Genomic DNA, 16,020 nt, shown 5'->3' with positions numbered 1-16,020 from the left:
GACATAACAACAAAAAACCGTCAAAGAGGCTTCACTTATGCGTAAACCAGAACTCGCAGCCGCTATTGCAGAAAAAGCAGACCTGACCAAAGAACAGGCCAACCGCGTACTCAACGCCGTACTCGAAGAAATCACCGGCGCGCTGCATCGCAAGGACAGCGTCACCCTGGTTGGCTTCGGCACCTTCCTGCAACGCCACCGCGGCGCCCGCACCGGCAAGAACCCGCAAACCGGTGAGCCGGTGAAGATCAAGGCGAGCAACACCGTTGCGTTCAAGCCGGGCAAGTCGCTCAAAGACAGCGTCAACCCGTAATAGCGATACCGTCTCGTAGGGAGGCGGGGCGGTAAAAAAGATGGGCACGCCGACTGGGTCGGGTGCCCATTTTTTATTGGATTAAACAAGACGGTAATGCAATCTGCCCCGTCCGCCTTGTCATAGACAGCTTTTTATCTGGAGCTTTCTGATGAGTCTTCATTTGAATGGCGTGAGCTTTTCTAATCCGATCTTGCCAATGATTTCATTGATTCTGGCGACGTTTTCTTCGATATCGGCTTTTATCTTTTCGCGCGGGTAATGTTCGGGTTTATCAAAGAACTGAATTTTTAACAGGCTCATCAGGTAAGTGACACGTTGATTGCCCTCTGTCACAAAGTCGCCCTCGTTCTCCGCGTCCTGGATTTTGTCCAGGCTCAAGGTCTCGCCTCTTACAAAGCGTTCATGGGTGTTGCGCTTCACCGTGACTTGCAGCTCGTTTCCGGTGTTCAGCGCCGCCAATACACGAGCAAGCGCATCAGCGTACACGGGCTCATCACCGCGCGCCCTCGCCAGGGTGCCGTTGAGTACCAGTGACGCCTCGATCCAGACCCAATAGTCATAGTTATTTTCAAAAGGGATTTTGCTCAGCGGTGCAGTGAGCTGCTCGGCCAGGTCTTTTTCATTGATGACGTACAACAGGTAAGCCAGACGGGTCAGCGATTCGATACGTGACTTCTGGGTTTTATTGTATTTGGCTGCCACTTTCGACACGCGGTCTGCCAATGGGCCGCTGGCAGCAGAGAGTGAATCAAGTGCTTCTGTGATCTGCATGGAAATCTCCAATCGGTTACTTCACGACTATTTTTACTCGGGTCCCGTCGTCATAGCCGCTCAGGGCATGCGCGATCGAGGAGCCTGCGCCTCGGTTGTCGCTAGGGTCGATGTACCTGACGCTAGCCCCTTTGCCACCTTCTGTCTGTCGCAGAGTAGAGCCTGCGGCCCCTTGGGCGCTGCTCCAGAAGAGAGCAGCACGGACATAAAAAACCCGTCAAAGAGGCTTCACTTATGCGTAAACCAGACCTCGCAGCCGCTATTGCAGAAAAGCAGACCTGACCAAAGAGCAGGCCAACCGCGTACTCAACGCCGTGCTCGAAGAAATCACCGGCGCGCTGCATCGCAAGGACAGCGTCACCCTGGTTGGCTTCGGCACCTTCCTGCAACGCCACCGCGGCGCCCGCACCGGCAAGAACCCGCAAACCGGTGAGCCGGTGAAGATCAAGGCGAGCAACACCGTTGCGTTCAAGCCGGGCAAGTCGCTCAAAGACAGCGTCAACCCGTAATAGCGATACCGTCTCGTAGGGAGGCGGGGCGGTAAAAAAGATGGGCACGCCGACTGGGTCGGGTGCCCATTTTTTGTAGGCTGGAGAATGTAAAGGTCCAGTAGTAGGCACCCCGGTTATAGCTCCCCCCAAGGATCGAATTTATAACTGGCATCCAACGGTATGAACTCAAGCCCAAAGAGCGCCTTGGATTCGAACATCGCCTTGAACTCAGCGGAGCAGACGGTTTCGTTAATATCCGTGCATAGAAACAAGTGTTGATGAATACCTGGTTTTATTTTGAATGATTCGATGGATTCAAAAACTATTGCGGGTACATCACTTTCTTCTGGAGTCTTGAGTTTGCCGGTGTATTTATCGCGGTCGATGGTAAATATCGAATGCTCAAGGTCAAGCAGGCTGAGTCGGGTGGTCGGAACAAACAGGTTGTAGTGCTTTTCGGGTGCCTTTTTGCCTTTTAATTCTATCTCGACCGTGCGCGTGATATGAGGAACCTCAAGTGTTTCGCAGATGTTCAAGACTGCATCTGTCGCCAGCAACTCCTCAATCATGAGGTCCGCCTTCAACTCCTTGATCTTGACTTTGACTTTATAAGCGCTAGCAAACTCACGTTCATCCGGTGTTTCTGAAGGGTAATGAAACTCCGGAACGGGAGGGATCCAGTCCGACTCAAAGAAACTGGGAGCATCCGCCCCGTTGGTGTGGTAATTCACGATGAAGAAATCAGCGCTGGCGCCGGTCATAAAAGTCGTCCTGTCACTGCATCAGTTTTGAAGAGGCCATTCTGCAGCCCGCCGCTCGCCCATTTCTGGATGTTCGAGACTTCCAGTGCAAGGTCCATGTCAGATAGCCCGGCTTGTTGTTTGTTCAAACCCCTGAGTCTATCCCTGACGGCATCGGTGTAATTGTTATGGTTCGACCAATGCCCAGGAAGCTGCGTTTTAGCGGCAAGGTCCTTTGATCCTGGCAGGAAAACACCATTGGAGGCGCCATCTGGGTCCCAACCTATCTTTTTCAGCCTGGAGAACATTTTGCCGAACTCTTTGTGCTTGATCAGCTCTTCGGGTATCAAGTGATGGTTGGCCATACCGTCACCTTTGCGAGCCCCCATATTTTTGCCCAGCTTCGTCGAGCACCAGCCTAGTGGGTCACTCCAGCCCAGAGGATTGGTGGCGTACTGGTAGAGGTTAATGCCGCCCAGTAATCCAACCGGGTCTTCTGTGGTGAATCTGCCGACATCGGGGTCATAAAAGCGGAACGTGTTGTAGTGCAGTCCGGTTTCCCGGTCGAGATACTGGCCTTGGAAGCGAATATTCTGATCTTCCAGATAATAGGGCTCGCGTTCTTCACTCACGGTATTGCCCCATACCTGATAGATCGCTTTCCAGACGATGCTGCCATCGCTCTCGGTCAATTGCTCAGGCAAGCCATTGAGGTCGTTGTGGTAATAACGGATCTTTTTGTGCGCGCCCAGTCCATCGACTCGCGCCAAAGGCTCGTGTCCTTGATTGAGATATACATAGAGGCTACTGCGCCCATTTTGTCGCTCTGAGAGCAGCCGCAGACCGTCCCAGGTGAAGCTGACTTGGCTCAAGGTATAACCATTGCGATCTTGTTCGGTTTTTTCAATACGCCGGTCTAGCGGGTCGTAGGCCATCCGAACCACATGGCCCTTTTCATTGCGTACTTCTATCAGGCGGCTTTCGGCGTCATAGCTGAATCTTTGTACACCGTATCGTCCGCTACGCTTTTCGATTATTCGGCCGAAGCCGTCATAGCGATAACGCTTGTCTTGAAAGCTGACCAATCTGTTGTGGAGCACCTTTTCCTGGCTTGAATGGGCGCTGTCGAGCAAGTTGGCTGCTGCGTCATAGGCAAAGGTCTCACGGGTGCCGTACAAAGGGTCTTGGCTCGCGATAAGGCGGTCAGTTGCGTCGTAATGAAACAGTTTTTGATGGCGTACAGAGGGCCTCTGGTCCAGCTTTCCGATCAAATTGTCAGCAGGGTCGTAGTCAAACTGTCTTTGCGTATCGGGTGGCAACAAGGCGGGCTGGCTGTCATGACGGCGTGTGCGAGCACGTAAGCGGCCCACGGGATCGTAGTCGCTGTGCGTACTGAGCTGGCCCTGAGTGCGCAATACTTCACGATGGAGTCGGTCACGCTCGAAGTCACTGATCAACTCGCCGTCAAGATTGATCTGGTGCAAATGACCGCTGCCGTAGTAGAGGCGGTTGAGCCAGCGTCCATCAGGCAACTGGGTTTGTATCAGATTGCCGAGTTCATCATAGCGATGGTGAAGACTGCCAGAGGCACTGTGTTCCTCAAGCAGATGGCCGAGCGCGTTGTAGGCAAAACCAAGGCTCTGTTCAACGCCCGACGCATCCTTGAACGTGACGGCGCTGAGTTGGCTCAGTGGGTCGTACTGGTATTCGGTGCGGCCGTCATCTGTGACTTTTGCGATTAACCGGCCAACAGCGTCGCGTTCCAATTGGTGAATGATCGGTGCTTCAGGTGCTTGGGCGACAATTGCGAGCCCGGTGCCATAAGGCGCTGGCGTGGATGTCACTCGGATCAGGTTGTCCAGCCCATCGTAGGCGTAGGATTTTGTGCCACCGTCGAGGCCTTGTTGTTGGATCATCCGATCGCACGCATCCCAGGTGAACCGATAGCGCTCACCATTTTCGTTGCTCAACGACTGTAGCCGGCCGAACGTGTCGTAGCCCAGGCTAACTTGGCGACCCTGTGCATCAGTACGTAGGCAGACCTGGCCCCTGCGATTGTGTTGGTAAAGGGTACTGTGCCCAGCAGGGTCTGTATGACCCAACAGTAGGCCGGAACTGTCGCGCTGAAAATATTCGGTTCGCCCGTCCGGAAATTGCTTGCTGATCAGCCGACCCTGGCGGTCATGCTGGAACTGCGTCCGTTCGCCCATTGCATTGGTGATCACCTGCAAGTACCCATGTCGGTCGTAGCCAAAGCGAGTCGGGAATCCCGAGCAATCCAAGTGGTCGGTCAGTTGCCCGAGCGTATTCCATTTCAACTGTTTGCTTTTGCCGGTCGCATCAGTGACCTCCACCACCAGGCCTTGTGCGTTGTAGCGATACCGGGTCGTATGACCCAGCGGGTCGGTCTCGGCGACACAGTTACCGCGCTGATCATAGCGATACTGCCAGGTGTTGCCGGCGGCGTCGGTTTGTGTGCGCGGCAGCGACCAATGCTCCAGCCAACGCGTGGATACGCTACGCCCGAGTGGATCCGTCTCAGCCGTGAGGTTGCCGGACTCATCGTAGCTGTATTGGTAGCGCCCCCCTTGAGGGTCCGTGGCGCTCAGTAACTGACGCTCTTCGTTCCACTCAAAAAGCCAGGTTTTATCCAGATTGTCGGTGAACGCGATTATCTGATGCTGAGCATTCCACTGACGAGTACTGATACGTTGCAGGCTGTCTGTGACGCGTGTGATGCCCTTTTGCAAGTCATAATCGAATTGGTAGGCGTCGCCCTCGTCAGTCCAGTGCCGTACCACTCGCCATTCAGTGTTGTCGACGAGCCCCCACTCATAAAAGCAGCGCAGGCCGGTAGGCAGCTGGTGTTCAATCATCCTGCGCCCGGCGTCGTAGGCAAAGCGGCGCTGAACCTCGCCGGACGCGTTGCTCACTTGCACCAATTCACCTATCGCGTCGTAGCGGTAGCTGACGAGGACCTCGCGCGACTGGTCGGTGTACAGGCGTTCGATTCGCTCCAGGCGACTCTGGGCGTAAACCAGCTCAACCTGGACCTGACTTGATGTGTCCACGAGGCGCGCAATGCGACCATCCTCGTGGTAGTCAACGAAAATCCGGTTGTCATTGCGATCCCCCAACTGACTCAACCGAAGGTGCGTGGTCGAACCTGGCGTGAGATCGAACAGGCGATACAATCCGTCATCGCTCTCGATCAATAACTGACCGTTGTGATGACGCCTGAAGCTAAGCACTTCTGCAGGGCTGAACATTGCGCTGCCTGGCGCAAGCGAGCCCAGGCTGATACGCCGTCCTTGCTCATCTGTGTAGATCAGCTCCTCGCCGCCTTCAGGGTGCATCAAAATTTCGACGCTCACCTCATAGGCAACGCTCCAGCCCGCGCCGAAGAGCCCTGTCTTGCGCATATCGTGGCTGTTATAGACGCGCTGCCAGGCCATGGGTAACGCACCTGGCAGTACAAAATCCAGTTCATTCTGGCCGCCCAGTATTTTGGCGCCTGTCGCGGCATGCACAGGGTTAAGTGAAGACATTGCGGCATTAGTCATGGCGCCGATGGCCTGGCTTACGGCAAAGGAACTGACACCGCCGAGCAACATGCACGGCAAATTACTCAGCGTCTTGCCCTTGGCTCCTTTAAGCATCATCAATGCTTCAATTGCCAACCCCACTCCTGGGGTTTTCCCGCTGCGGATCTCCTGCACCACCACCGTGCCGCCGCCAATCGTGACATTCGGCGAGATCAGCCCCGACGACACCACAGTCGCCTCGCACATGCTGCGATCACCGCTGCGCACGGCGGGTTGCCCATTGATGGTGACCTTGTCCGAACCCTCGGCCAGGAGCTGCGGCGGCATCGGTGGGTGGCGGGCACACAGGACCATGTCGGTAAGCGCCGGTACCACGCCCGGTGCAGGCGTGGCGACGGTGGGCCGCCATAGCTGGGAGAAGAAACCCTCGGCCATGTCCAGGAAGCCAGGCTCGGGTTGTGGCTCGGGGTCGGGCTCAGGCGGTGCCTGCTCAAGCTCCGTGCCTGCGGGAGCCACGTGCGAGGGGATCGACCCTGCAGCACGCGCAGCCGGAATGCTGTTGACGAAAGTGTCGGTCGAACCCACCGCAATCGTGGCTTCCACCACGGGCGGGAACAGCGCGTTGGCGAAACTCTCGCACATCTTACTGAGGCCCTTGTCGGCCCCTGTCTTGCTCATGGCCATACCGACCACGATGCCCACCACTGCACCGAGGATGCAGCCACCGATACCTGCGGTGGCGACGGTGACGCCAATCGCCGCCGCCACCGCCGCAGTCGCCAGTGCCGTGATCGCCACGTTGGCCGCCACCTCCAGCACCCCACCCAGGATATCCGCCATCATCGAGGTGTGGGTCAGCGCATCGCCCATCCGGGCTGCCCATAACGCGTCAGACATGCAGGCAACTCATCAGGAAACAGCGTCGAACGACAGCGAGTTTTTGATCAATGCCCAGTGCGCCGCCTCGGCATCCCCAAGCGTGTCTGCCTTCACATAGCTCAAGGCGAGCATCTTGCGCGTGCCCGGTATCACCAATGCCAGCTGATACTGGAAAACCTTGTCATTGCCCTTGTTGAACTGGCTGCGCAGCTCGATGCCTTGCACCTCTTGGGCGGCGCCCAGACGCACATCGACCCCCGGTTGGTAGCGCAGATCCTGCACCTGTTTTTCCAGGCGCTGGAGTTGGTCATTGAAGTTGCTGTGCAGGGTTTCACCCTCGGCGAGCAGGCTGCGGCTGACGATCAGGGAGGTCCCCAATTCAGGGAACTTGAGGATGTTGATGGTCGCGTCCTGCAGATCGCTGGCGGGCAGTTGAAACTGGAATTCGTTAATTCGATACGTCATGAAAACAGGTCTCGTCAGGAGCTTTTAGGCGCGGGGAACGCGGCTTTGATGTTGGCGTCGATGGCGCTTTTCTGGCCTTGGCCATCGGGTGTGGCGCCGGGGCCGCCGCCGTTGTTCAGGTGCAGCACGCCGCCGGTGTTGAATTCGGCATCACCGCTGGCGTAGAAGCTGATTTGCACGCCGGTCAGGTTGATCTGCCCGCTCGCGTTCAGCTCCAGGATGCTTTCACCGCAGACCAGGCGCAGGTTTTCGCCCACTTCAATCACGTAGCTCTGGCTGATGCTGTCGGTCTTTCTCTGGCCTACCGAGAGGATGTCTTGCTGCTTGACGATGCGCAGGCGGTTATTGCCAATCGTCACCGTCTCGTTGTGGCCAATACTTTTGTTACGGTCATGCCCCACCGAGTGGCTTTCATCCACCTCCACCACGATGTCCTGGTTACGCTCGGCATGGATGTACAGCTGCTCCAGGCCCTTCTTGTCCTCCATACGGATTTCATTGAAGTTCGCCGGCGTGCCGCCCTTGCTCGAGCGGCTTTTCATGCCGCTCTGGGTCGCGTTTTCCGGCAGGTCGTAGGGCACCGTCTGCTCGGCGTTGTAGACGCGTCCGGTAATGATCGGCCGGTCCGGGTCACCTTCCAGAAAGCTCACAATCACTTCCTGGCCGATCCTTGGGATCTGCATCGAGCCCCAATTCTTGCCGGCCCAGGATTGCGACACGCGAATCCAGCACGAGCTGTTTTCGTTGGATTGGTCGTGGCGGTCCCAGTAGAAATGCACCTTCACGCGGCCGTACTGGTCGGTCCAGATTTCTTCGCCTTTGGGGCCGACCACCAGCGCGGTTTGCGGGCCCTTGACGATTGGGCGGTGGGTGTTGGCCAGTGGCCGGAAGCTTTGTTGCGCGTCGATGCAAGTCAGGCTGCTTTCGAACTGTGCAGACCCCGAGCCGCCGCCGCTTTCCAGGCTTTCCTGGACGATGTAGTAACGGCAGCCGACGATCAGGTATTCGCGGTTCTGGTCCTGGCGGCTGAAGCCGGTAAGGCTGAACAGGTGACCCGAACCCAGGCCGCGGGCATTGCCGCTGAACTCGATCTGCTCATGCAGGGTTTGCAGGGCTTCGATCCGGGTGCGGGCGTAGTGTTCGCCGTCTGCGCTTTGCACGTAGGTGCCGGGATAGTCATACAACGGGTAGTCGCCGGCGGTGTGCGGGCGCGGCATTGCCGAGCGCACGTCGATGCTGGCGCTGGGGCGTTGGAAGTCGTAGTCGTTGAGCTCCAGCGAGCCCGGTTGTACTTCCTGCGCCAGGTGCCAGTTGTGCATATGGTCGCGTTCGCGCTGCTGCTCGTCCTTGGGGTAGTACGGGATCGACGCGTAGCCGGGCACCGTGGCGTGGGCGCCGTAGGCGTCGGCCAGCACCAGTACGTGGCGATCCTGTTCGTGGCGGAAGAAGTAGTAGATGCCTTCCTGTTCCATCAGGCGACTGACGAAATCGAAACTGGTCTCGCGGTACTGCACGCAGTATTCCCACTCGCGGTACGGCCGGCTCAGGGCGTCCTCGAAGTCGGAAAAACCCAGGTCGCGAAACACCTGCTTGATGATCTGCGGGATGCTCAGGTTCTGGAAAATCCGGCAGTCCGAAGTGCGGCTCAGCAGCCACAGCCATGGGCGCAACGTCACCTGGTAGCTGGCGAACTGGCCCTGGTCGATATTCTGGCTGCAGCGCGCGACGATGCCGTGAAAGTGTCGCTCGCCACCGTCCGCCAGCTGCAGGCCGACGCTCATCGGCTTGCCCAGCAACTGGTTGAGGTCGATGTTGGCGTCCAGCGAGGTCAGTTGCAGCTCGTAGTTGAACAACCGGCCTAACTCTTCACCGCCGCCCATTTCATTGAGCAGCAGCACATCCGGCCCGAGGGGGCTGGTGATCTTGGCCAGGCGTGTGGCTTGGTTGAATAGCATCGGTTAACCCGTAAATGACTTAATAACTGAAGAAACCGAATCCAATGTGGGAGTTGCCTTGTGTGGGAGCAGGCAAGCCAGCTCCCACACAAGGCAACTCCCACAGTTTTTATCGCATTCCGTCAGGTCAATCGTTGAAGTCGTAGTGCAATTCGTTATCCCGCGTGCTGATACGCACGCCCGCCAGCGCCTTGCCTTCGAGCATGCGCGTGAGGAATTCACGGCTCATGTCCGGCAGCAGGCTGTTGGTCAGAATGGTGTCGATCATGCGCCCGCCGCTTTCGGTTTCGGTGCAGCGCGAGACGATCAGGTCGACCACCGCATCGTCGTAGTCGAAGGCGACCTTGTGGGTGCTCTCCACGCGCTTCTTGATGCGGTCCAGTTGCAGGCGAGTGATCGCCTTGAGCATCGTGTCGCTCAGCGGGTAGTAAGGAATGGTCACCAGGCGGCCGAGCAGCGCCGGCGGGAAAATCTCCAGCAACGGCTGGCGCAGGGCCTTGGCGATTTCTTCCGGCTCGGGCGTGTTCGCAGGGTCTTTGCAGACTTGCGAAATCAGCTCGGTGCCGGCGTTGGTGGTCAGCAGGATCAGGGTGTTCTTGAAGTCGATCACCCGGCCTTCGCCGTCTTCCATCACGCCCTTGTCGAACACTTGGAAGAAGATCTCGTGCACGTCCGGGTGGGCTTTTTCCACCTCGTCCAGCAGCACCACGCTGTAGGGTTTGCGCCGCACCGCCTCGGTCAGCACGCCGCCTTCGCCGTAGCCGATGTAGCCCGGTGGCGCGCCCTTGAGGGTCGACACCGTGTGGGCTTCCTGGAACTCGCTCATGTTGATGGTGATCACGTTCTGCTCGCCGCCGTACATGGCTTCGGCCAGGGCCAGGGCGGTTTCGGTCTTGCCCACGCCCGACGTGCCGGCGAGCATGAACACGCCAATCGGCTTGCTCGGGTTGTCGAGGCCGGCGCGGGAGGTCTGGATGCGCTTGGCGATCATCTGCAACGCGTGGTCCTGGCCAATGATGCGCTTCTTCAGGTGCTGGTCGAGGTTGAGCACGGTCTCCAGCTCATTGCGCGCCATACGGCCCACCGGGATGCCGGTCCAGTCGGCGACCACCGAGGCCACGGCCTGGTAATCCACGGTCGGCAGGATCAGCGGGGTTTCGCCTTGCAGGGCCGTGAGGCGCTGTTGCAGGTCGACCAATTGGGCGCGCAGCTCATCGTTGCCGCTGTCGACCACGCCGGCTTTTTCACGCAAGGTTGCGCGGGTCGCCAGCAGTTCGTCGACCAAGGTTTTCTCTTCGGCCCAGCGGCTTTCCAAGGTGGCCAGGCGTTCACGCTCGGCACTCAGCAAGGCTTCGCTGTTGGCCTGGCGTGTACCGATGGCGATGCCGATCGCGTGTTCGCGGGCGATGATCTGCAACTCGGTTTCCAGCGCTTCGATGCGGCGGCGGCTGTCATCGACTTCAGCCGGCACGGCATGCAGGCTGATGGCGACACGAGCGCAGGCGGTGTCCAGCAAACTCACGGATTTGTCCGGCAGCTGGCGCGCAGGAATGTAGCGGTGCGACAACTTCACCGAGGCTTCCAGGGCTTCGTCGAGAATCTGCACCTGATGGTGTTTTTCCATGGTCGAGGCCACGCCGCGCATCATCAGCAGTGCCTTGTCTTCCGACGGCTCGGCCACTTGCACGACCTGGAAACGCCGGGTCAGCGCCGGGTCCTTCTCGATGTGCTTCTTGTACTCGGCCCACGTCGTCGCGGCCACGGTACGCAAGGTGCCACGGGCGAGGGCAGGCTTGAGCAGGTTGGCGGCGTCACCGGTGCCGGCGGCGCCACCGGCACCTACCAGCGTGTGGGCTTCGTCGATGAAGAGGATGATCGGCTTGGGCGAAGCCTGGACGTCTTCGATGACCTGGCGCAGGCGCTGTTCGAACTCGCCTTTCATGCTCGCGCCGGCTTGCAGCAGGCCCACGTCGAGGCTGCGCAGTTCCACGTCTTTGAGCGCAGGCGGCACATCGCCGGCGACGATGCGCAGGGCGAAACCTTCGACCACGGCGGTCTTGCCCACCCCGGCTTCACCGGTGAGGATCGGGTTGTTCTGGCGCCGACGCATCAGGATATCCACCAACTGGCGGATCTCTTCGTCACGGCCCACGATCGGGTCGAGCTTGCCGCTGCGGGCCTGTTCGGTGAGGTCGACGGTGAAGCGCTTGAGGGCTTCCTGCTTGCCCATCGCACTCGGCGCCATCGCGCCGCTGGCTTCGCCTGGTACCGCACCGGCATTGAAACCGTCGCTGGCGCTCAAGGCATTTTCGGGCGAGTCGCCGACGTATTCGTCAAAACGTTCGCTCAGGGCTTCGGCCTTGATCTTGTCGAACTCCGAAGACAAGCCCAGCAACGCGTGGCGCAGGCTCGGGGTCTTGAGAATACCGAGCACCAGGTAACCGGTGCGCACCTGGCTTTCGCCGAACATCAGGCTGCCGTAGACCCAGCCGCGTTCTACGGCCTCTTCGACGTGAGATGACAGGTCAGTGATCGAGGTCGAGCCGCGCGGCAGGCGGTCCAGGGCTTCGGTCAGGTCGCGGGCCAGGCGTGCCGGCTCGACGTTGAACTGGCGAATGATGCGGTGCAGGTCCGAGTCCTGCAGCTGCAGCAACTGGTGAAACCAGTGGGCCAGTTCCACGTACGGGTTGCCCCGCAGTTTGCAGAACACGGTGGCGGCTTCGATGGCCTTGTAGGCCACGCTGTTGAGTTTGCCGAACAGTGCGGCGCGACTGATTTCACCCATGCTCTGGATTCCTTGAGGTGGTGGCGTGATCGGCGTAGTGCCGGGCCAGGATTAGGTCGTTGGCGTCTTGTGCAGGTTTGCCGAGCCAGGTGTTGAAGCCCAGGCGGAACTGGCCGTTGAGTTGCAGCGTCGGCACTTCGGGTTGTTGCAAAACCAGGTTCAGGTCCCAGTCCAGTTCATGGCCCAGGTACTCGGCCACCCACGCCACCAGCTCATTGAACGGCTGGCTGCCGGGCAGCATGCCCATGTAGTCATCGAGCTTGAGCGGCCCGAGGCGGATGCGAAATTTATGCTGGCGGTCCCACACGTGGCTGCCCAGGCAAAAGTCCACGCCCAGTTGATTGGCGCTCACGCTGATGCGGCTGCGCTCGGGCAGTTCCAGCCATTGACCGACGTATTCCTCGATCTCCACGGGCAGGCCGAAGTACTCGCCGAGGATCGCCTTCAAGCCGTCCGGGTAGCGGGTTTGCGCCGACAGGTGACCGCTGTAGTGCAGCTTCGCGGTGTCCGGAATCAGGCCCTGGTTGAGCAGGCTCGGCATGCCGCGGCCACTCAAGGCCGCCAGGCGTGCGGACCAGTAGTCGTCGTCCGGACGGTCGTGGCTGACGGTCGGCCGCGCCTCGGCCCAGGCCCGGTAGAACAGGCTCAGCAGGCGGTGGTGGAAAATATCCAGGAACTGTTTGCTGGTGCTGTCGGCGTTGTTGCGCTGACGCTCGCGCACGTACTCGGTGATGTGCAGCGGCAACGGGCCGTTGGGGCCGCCGAGGCCGAAGAAGAACTGCTCCAGCCGCGCCGGCTTGCCGTCGCCACCCGGATCGACCGAGGCCAGGGTCGCCGGGGCGAAGGTGCAGTCGGCCTGTTGCCCGAGGCGCAGCGGGTCATCCGCCAGGCGCAGGGAATGGCCCAGGCGTGGCAGCTCCGGCGATTCGCACTCGATACGCCGCAATGCCTGGAAAAAATCGTATTCCCAGGGCTCCTGATGCATCGCATCCAGTGTATTCACAGGGTCGGACGCCGCCCGGGCTTGGCTTTCCATCGCATGATCTCGCCGCGTTCGGTGGTACGGATCACCGTCTCGGTAAAACTGTTGATCGACACGTAGCGTGCCAGGAAGCGCTCCAGCACTGCACCGAGCAGGAACACGCCAGTGCCGCGAAACGCGTTTTCATCGAATTCCAAGGTAATTTCCAGGCCGCGACCAAACACGATCGGGCCGGGCATCGGCAAGCGTCGAGTCACCGCTTTGCTGCTGACTTCGCGCAGGCCTTCGATCTGCAATTGCAGGGCGGCATCGTTGCTGTCGCCGTACAGGCGCAGCAGTTCGCGCAAGGCGCCGGCGCCTTGGCCTTGTTCGCTCAGCGACAGGTAGTTGAGCGACAACTGGCTGATCAGGCGCCAAGCCTTGGCATCATGGGCGTGGCTGGCGCGCGGGCGGCTCGGGCCGGCAATGCAACGCACGGCCAATACCGGGGCGCTGTCGGCCAGGGTGAAGTCGGTCTTGCCGTTGCCCACACTCATGAACAGTGGCAAATCGCGGTTGGTGCACAGCGCGGTCACGCCGAGTTGGCGCAGGTCGTGGCGGTACGGGGCCTGCTGGCTATCGACCAGGCTGACGAAGGTTTCACTGCCCACATACGTGGAGCGCGGGCCGTTGCGGCGCTGATCGCTGGACAGCACACGCGGCTCGCGGCGCACGGTGTAGTAGGCCTGGTCACGACCATACCGCGACGGATCGCGTACCGCGTAGAACGGCAAAAACGGCTGTTCCGGCCCCGTGCCGTGGCCGGTGATGCCGCTCAACGAATGAATCTCGAAGTCCATCGGCCGGGTGCGGTCGGCGATCACATGGTGTTCGTTGACCCGGTCGGACAAGTGGATGCGGTCCACCCGTTTCGCAAACAGGTTGATGGCCGGCGTGCAGAACGGCATGAACTGCGCGGCGCCGACACTGCCTTCCAGGCTCGGCTCGTGACGGTCGAACAGGACGATCAGCTCCAGTTCCTGGCCGTCGCAGCGTTTGACCGCGCGGCCCAGCTCGGCGAATTCGACGAACAGGAAACGGTGGGGCAGGGCGAAGTATTCCTGCAGCAGGCGATAGCCCTGGAATGCGCGCGCGACCACGGGCATCGCCGCGTCGGCGTCGTCAAACCCCCGCGAGCGCAACGCGCCTTGAGGCAGGCGTTCGACCCAGTCGCCACCGGGCTTGCGCGCGAACACCGCGCAGGCGTTGCCGAGCAATTGCTCGTAGAGACGGAACGGTTGCTCGTCGGCGCCGCTCAGGTACAGCGGCAGGTTATCGAGGTCGAGGCTGTTGAACGGCAATTCGGCGCCGGTGCGCAGGGTCAGGCGCAGGCCGGCCTTGGCTTTCGGCTCGCTGGCGGCCAGGCGGCCGAGCACGGCGGCGGGGTTGCCGAAGTACTCGGCGCCGCTGACTTGCAACGGCCACAACGTCACCGGGTGTGCGGTGCGGTACTCGCAGCAGGTCTGGGTCTCGCGGCCCAGCGCGGCACGCAACACCGTGTCGCGCGGCAGCGGGAAGCCACTGGCCAGGGAGCCTTCATCGGGATCGGTCTGCAATTGCACCACGGTCATCGACGGTGTCGGTGCCAGGTAGTGCGGGTAGGCGATTTCCAGCAGGTTGTGGGTGAAGGTCGGGTACTCGGCGTCGAGCTTGAGCTGTACGCGGGCCGTCAGGTAGGCAAAGCCTTCGAGCAGGCGTTCGACGTACGGGTCGGCGCAGTCCATGCCGGACAGGGTCAGCCGACTGGCGATCTTCGGGTATTCCTTGGCGAACTCGGCGGCGCTTTCGCGCACGTGGTGCAGTTCCTGGTTGTACAGCTCCAGCAGGCGCGGGTTCATGGGCGCCTCCGCTGGTCGGCATTCACCACGCGCACGTGGCCAGACTCCAGGTCGAGGTCGGTTTGCAGCAGCAGGCGCAACGGCACCGGTTGTGCCCATAGGTCGCCTTCGATCTCGAAACTCAGCGCGTTGTGGTTCATCTCGCCATGGCCGACGCGGGCTTTGACCCGCAAGGTGTGGCGCAGGATACGCGGCTCAAACGTGGCGATCGCCTGGTAGATCAGGGCTTCCAGGGCCTTGATATCGACGCTGGACACACTGTTGCCCGCCAGTGCCGGCAGGCCGTAGTTGACCACCGAAGTACCGGCCGGGGTGTGCAGGGTGGCATCGGCATCCAGCAACGACGTGGTGTTGAGCAGCCACGCCAGGTCGCGCAGAACCGAGGCTTTCAATTGGGTCAGGGACAGCACGCGTTTGTCGGCGCTTTCCTTGGGATTGGTCGGGTCGTCGTCGGTCAACCGGTCCAGCAGGGACGGTTGCAGACGGTCGCGGGAAGCGATTTCAGTTACCACCAAAGCAGCTCCACGGACGGGTTGCGAGAGGAACACAAAGCCTTGGGCCGTGGCGCCGGGCCACGGCCACAAGGGCTATCAGCGCTTGGTGTTGGAACGGATGTTCCAGCCAAACTTGATCGCGCCGCCGTCTTTGGTGCCGTCGGCTTTCTGCGGCTGGTAGTCGACCATCACTTGGGCGAAGTTCAGGGTGACGTTTTCGGTCAGGCGGTCATCGGTGCCCGAACCGCCGGTGCTCAGCGAGGTGACCAGCACTTCTTCCAGGTTGATCACCATGTACTCGACCTGGCTCTCGCCACCGGCCTTGCGCACGGTCAGCTTGACCTTGTCGATGTGCTTGCCGCTGGCGCAGTGCATCATCAGGTTCGGCGACGCCTTGTCGACGTACTTGGTCAGCGACAGGTCCTGGATATTCACCTTGCCCGCACCGCCGCCACCGCCCACGTGCATGTTGCCGGACTGGGCCATGCCCCAGCTCCAGTTCAGCACGTCGATTTCGTCCTTGTGGGCCTTGTCCATGGACTCGCCCTTGATGTCGCCGATCTTGATGAAAATATCAACAGCCATGTTTTCTCCCTGTGTGGCGTGCGCCACTCGATTTGGTTTGTGTGGGAGCCCGCTTGTGTGGGAGCGGGCTTGCTCGCGAAAGCGGTGTATCAGCCTGAGATGTTTCGACTGACCCACCGTATTCGCGAGCAAGCC

General features: G+C 60.1%; 12 protein-coding genes and 1 pseudogene. 2 read left to right on the top strand and 11 right to left on the bottom strand.

Translation table 11 applies throughout. The features are described 5' to 3' along the window. Positions 1 to 37 precede the first annotated feature (37 nt). Positions 38 to 313: an HU family DNA-binding protein gene (locus tag QMX97_RS00065; RefSeq protein WP_003213368.1), complete on the top strand. Its 276-nt coding sequence runs from the start codon at positions 38 to 40 to the stop codon at positions 311 to 313. Positions 314 to 472: 159 nt separating this feature from the next. Here QMX97_RS00065 and QMX97_RS00060 read toward each other — a convergent pair whose 3' ends face one another. Together QMX97_RS00060 and QMX97_RS00055 are read right to left on the bottom strand one after the other, a co-directional pair. Next, complete coding sequence (locus QMX97_RS00060; RefSeq protein WP_120450545.1) at positions 473 to 1,087, bottom strand: DUF6707 family protein; 615 nt, start codon at positions 1,085 to 1,087, stop codon at positions 473 to 475. Positions 1,088 to 1,103: 16 nt separating this feature from the next. Next, positions 1,104 to 1,241 (bottom strand): NucA/NucB deoxyribonuclease domain-containing protein, encoded by a 138-nt coding sequence (locus QMX97_RS00055; protein ID WP_282395645.1) that lies wholly within the window; start codon positions 1,239 to 1,241, stop codon positions 1,104 to 1,106. Positions 1,242 to 1,321: 80 nt separating this feature from the next. On the opposite strand from QMX97_RS00055, the pseudogene QMX97_RS00050 reads away from it, so the two are divergent. Further along, positions 1,322 to 1,596, top strand: a pseudogene (locus QMX97_RS00050) (HU family DNA-binding protein). 116 nt (positions 1,597 to 1,712) lie between these two features. On the opposite strand, the gene QMX97_RS00045 reads toward QMX97_RS00050, so the two are convergent. The 9 genes from QMX97_RS00045 to QMX97_RS00005 form a co-directional block, all read right to left on the bottom strand. Continuing rightward, complete coding sequence (locus QMX97_RS00045; RefSeq protein WP_213551345.1) at positions 1,713 to 2,339, bottom strand: hypothetical protein; 627 nt, start codon at positions 2,337 to 2,339, stop codon at positions 1,713 to 1,715. Further along, on the bottom strand, positions 2,336 to 6,760 hold the full coding sequence (locus QMX97_RS00040) for an RHS repeat-associated core domain-containing protein (RefSeq protein ID WP_282395492.1): 4,425 nt from the start codon (positions 6,758 to 6,760) through the stop codon (positions 2,336 to 2,338). The genes QMX97_RS00045 and QMX97_RS00040 overlap by 4 nt, the downstream gene beginning before the upstream one ends. Before the next feature lie 12 nt (positions 6,761 to 6,772). After that, entirely contained in the window at positions 6,773 to 7,207 is a 435-nt protein-coding gene (locus QMX97_RS00035; protein ID WP_282395491.1) for a DcrB-related protein, read from the bottom strand. A 14-nt stretch (positions 7,208 to 7,221) separates the two neighbouring features. Next, positions 7,222 to 9,162, bottom strand: a complete 1,941-nt coding sequence (locus QMX97_RS00030; RefSeq protein WP_065902539.1) for a type VI secretion system Vgr family protein — start codon at positions 9,160 to 9,162, stop codon at positions 7,222 to 7,224. A gap of 127 nt (positions 9,163 to 9,289) precedes the next feature. Next, positions 9,290 to 11,947, bottom strand: a complete 2,658-nt coding sequence (tssH, locus tag QMX97_RS00025; protein ID WP_201146165.1) for a type VI secretion system ATPase TssH — start codon at positions 11,945 to 11,947, stop codon at positions 9,290 to 9,292. Further along, on the bottom strand, positions 11,940 to 12,983 hold the full coding sequence (gene tssG, locus QMX97_RS00020; protein ID WP_282395485.1) for a type VI secretion system baseplate subunit TssG: 1,044 nt from the start codon (positions 12,981 to 12,983) through the stop codon (positions 11,940 to 11,942). Before tssG ends, tssH begins: the two co-directional genes overlap by 8 nt. Further along, on the bottom strand, positions 12,947 to 14,806 hold the full coding sequence (gene tssF / locus QMX97_RS00015; protein ID WP_282395483.1) for a type VI secretion system baseplate subunit TssF: 1,860 nt from the start codon (positions 14,804 to 14,806) through the stop codon (positions 12,947 to 12,949). The genes tssG and tssF overlap by 37 nt, the downstream gene beginning before the upstream one ends. Then, positions 14,803 to 15,318 (bottom strand): type VI secretion system baseplate subunit TssE, encoded by a 516-nt coding sequence (gene tssE, locus QMX97_RS00010; RefSeq protein ID WP_005792513.1) that lies wholly within the window; start codon positions 15,316 to 15,318, stop codon positions 14,803 to 14,805. Before tssE ends, tssF begins: the two co-directional genes overlap by 4 nt. A 78-nt stretch (positions 15,319 to 15,396) precedes the next feature. Next, positions 15,397 to 15,885: a type VI secretion system tube protein Hcp gene (locus QMX97_RS00005; protein ID WP_005792512.1), complete on the bottom strand. Its 489-nt coding sequence runs from the start codon at positions 15,883 to 15,885 to the stop codon at positions 15,397 to 15,399. Between the last annotated feature and the right edge of the window lie 135 nt (positions 15,886 to 16,020).

The organism is Pseudomonas sp. PS01298 (genome assembly GCF_029959745.1).
In the GTDB taxonomy this organism is placed as follows: domain Bacteria; phylum Pseudomonadota; class Gammaproteobacteria; order Pseudomonadales; family Pseudomonadaceae; genus Aquipseudomonas; species Aquipseudomonas aylmerensis.
Note: the sequence above shows the minus strand (reverse complement) of the source record. Positions and strands in the feature narration are given on the sequence as shown.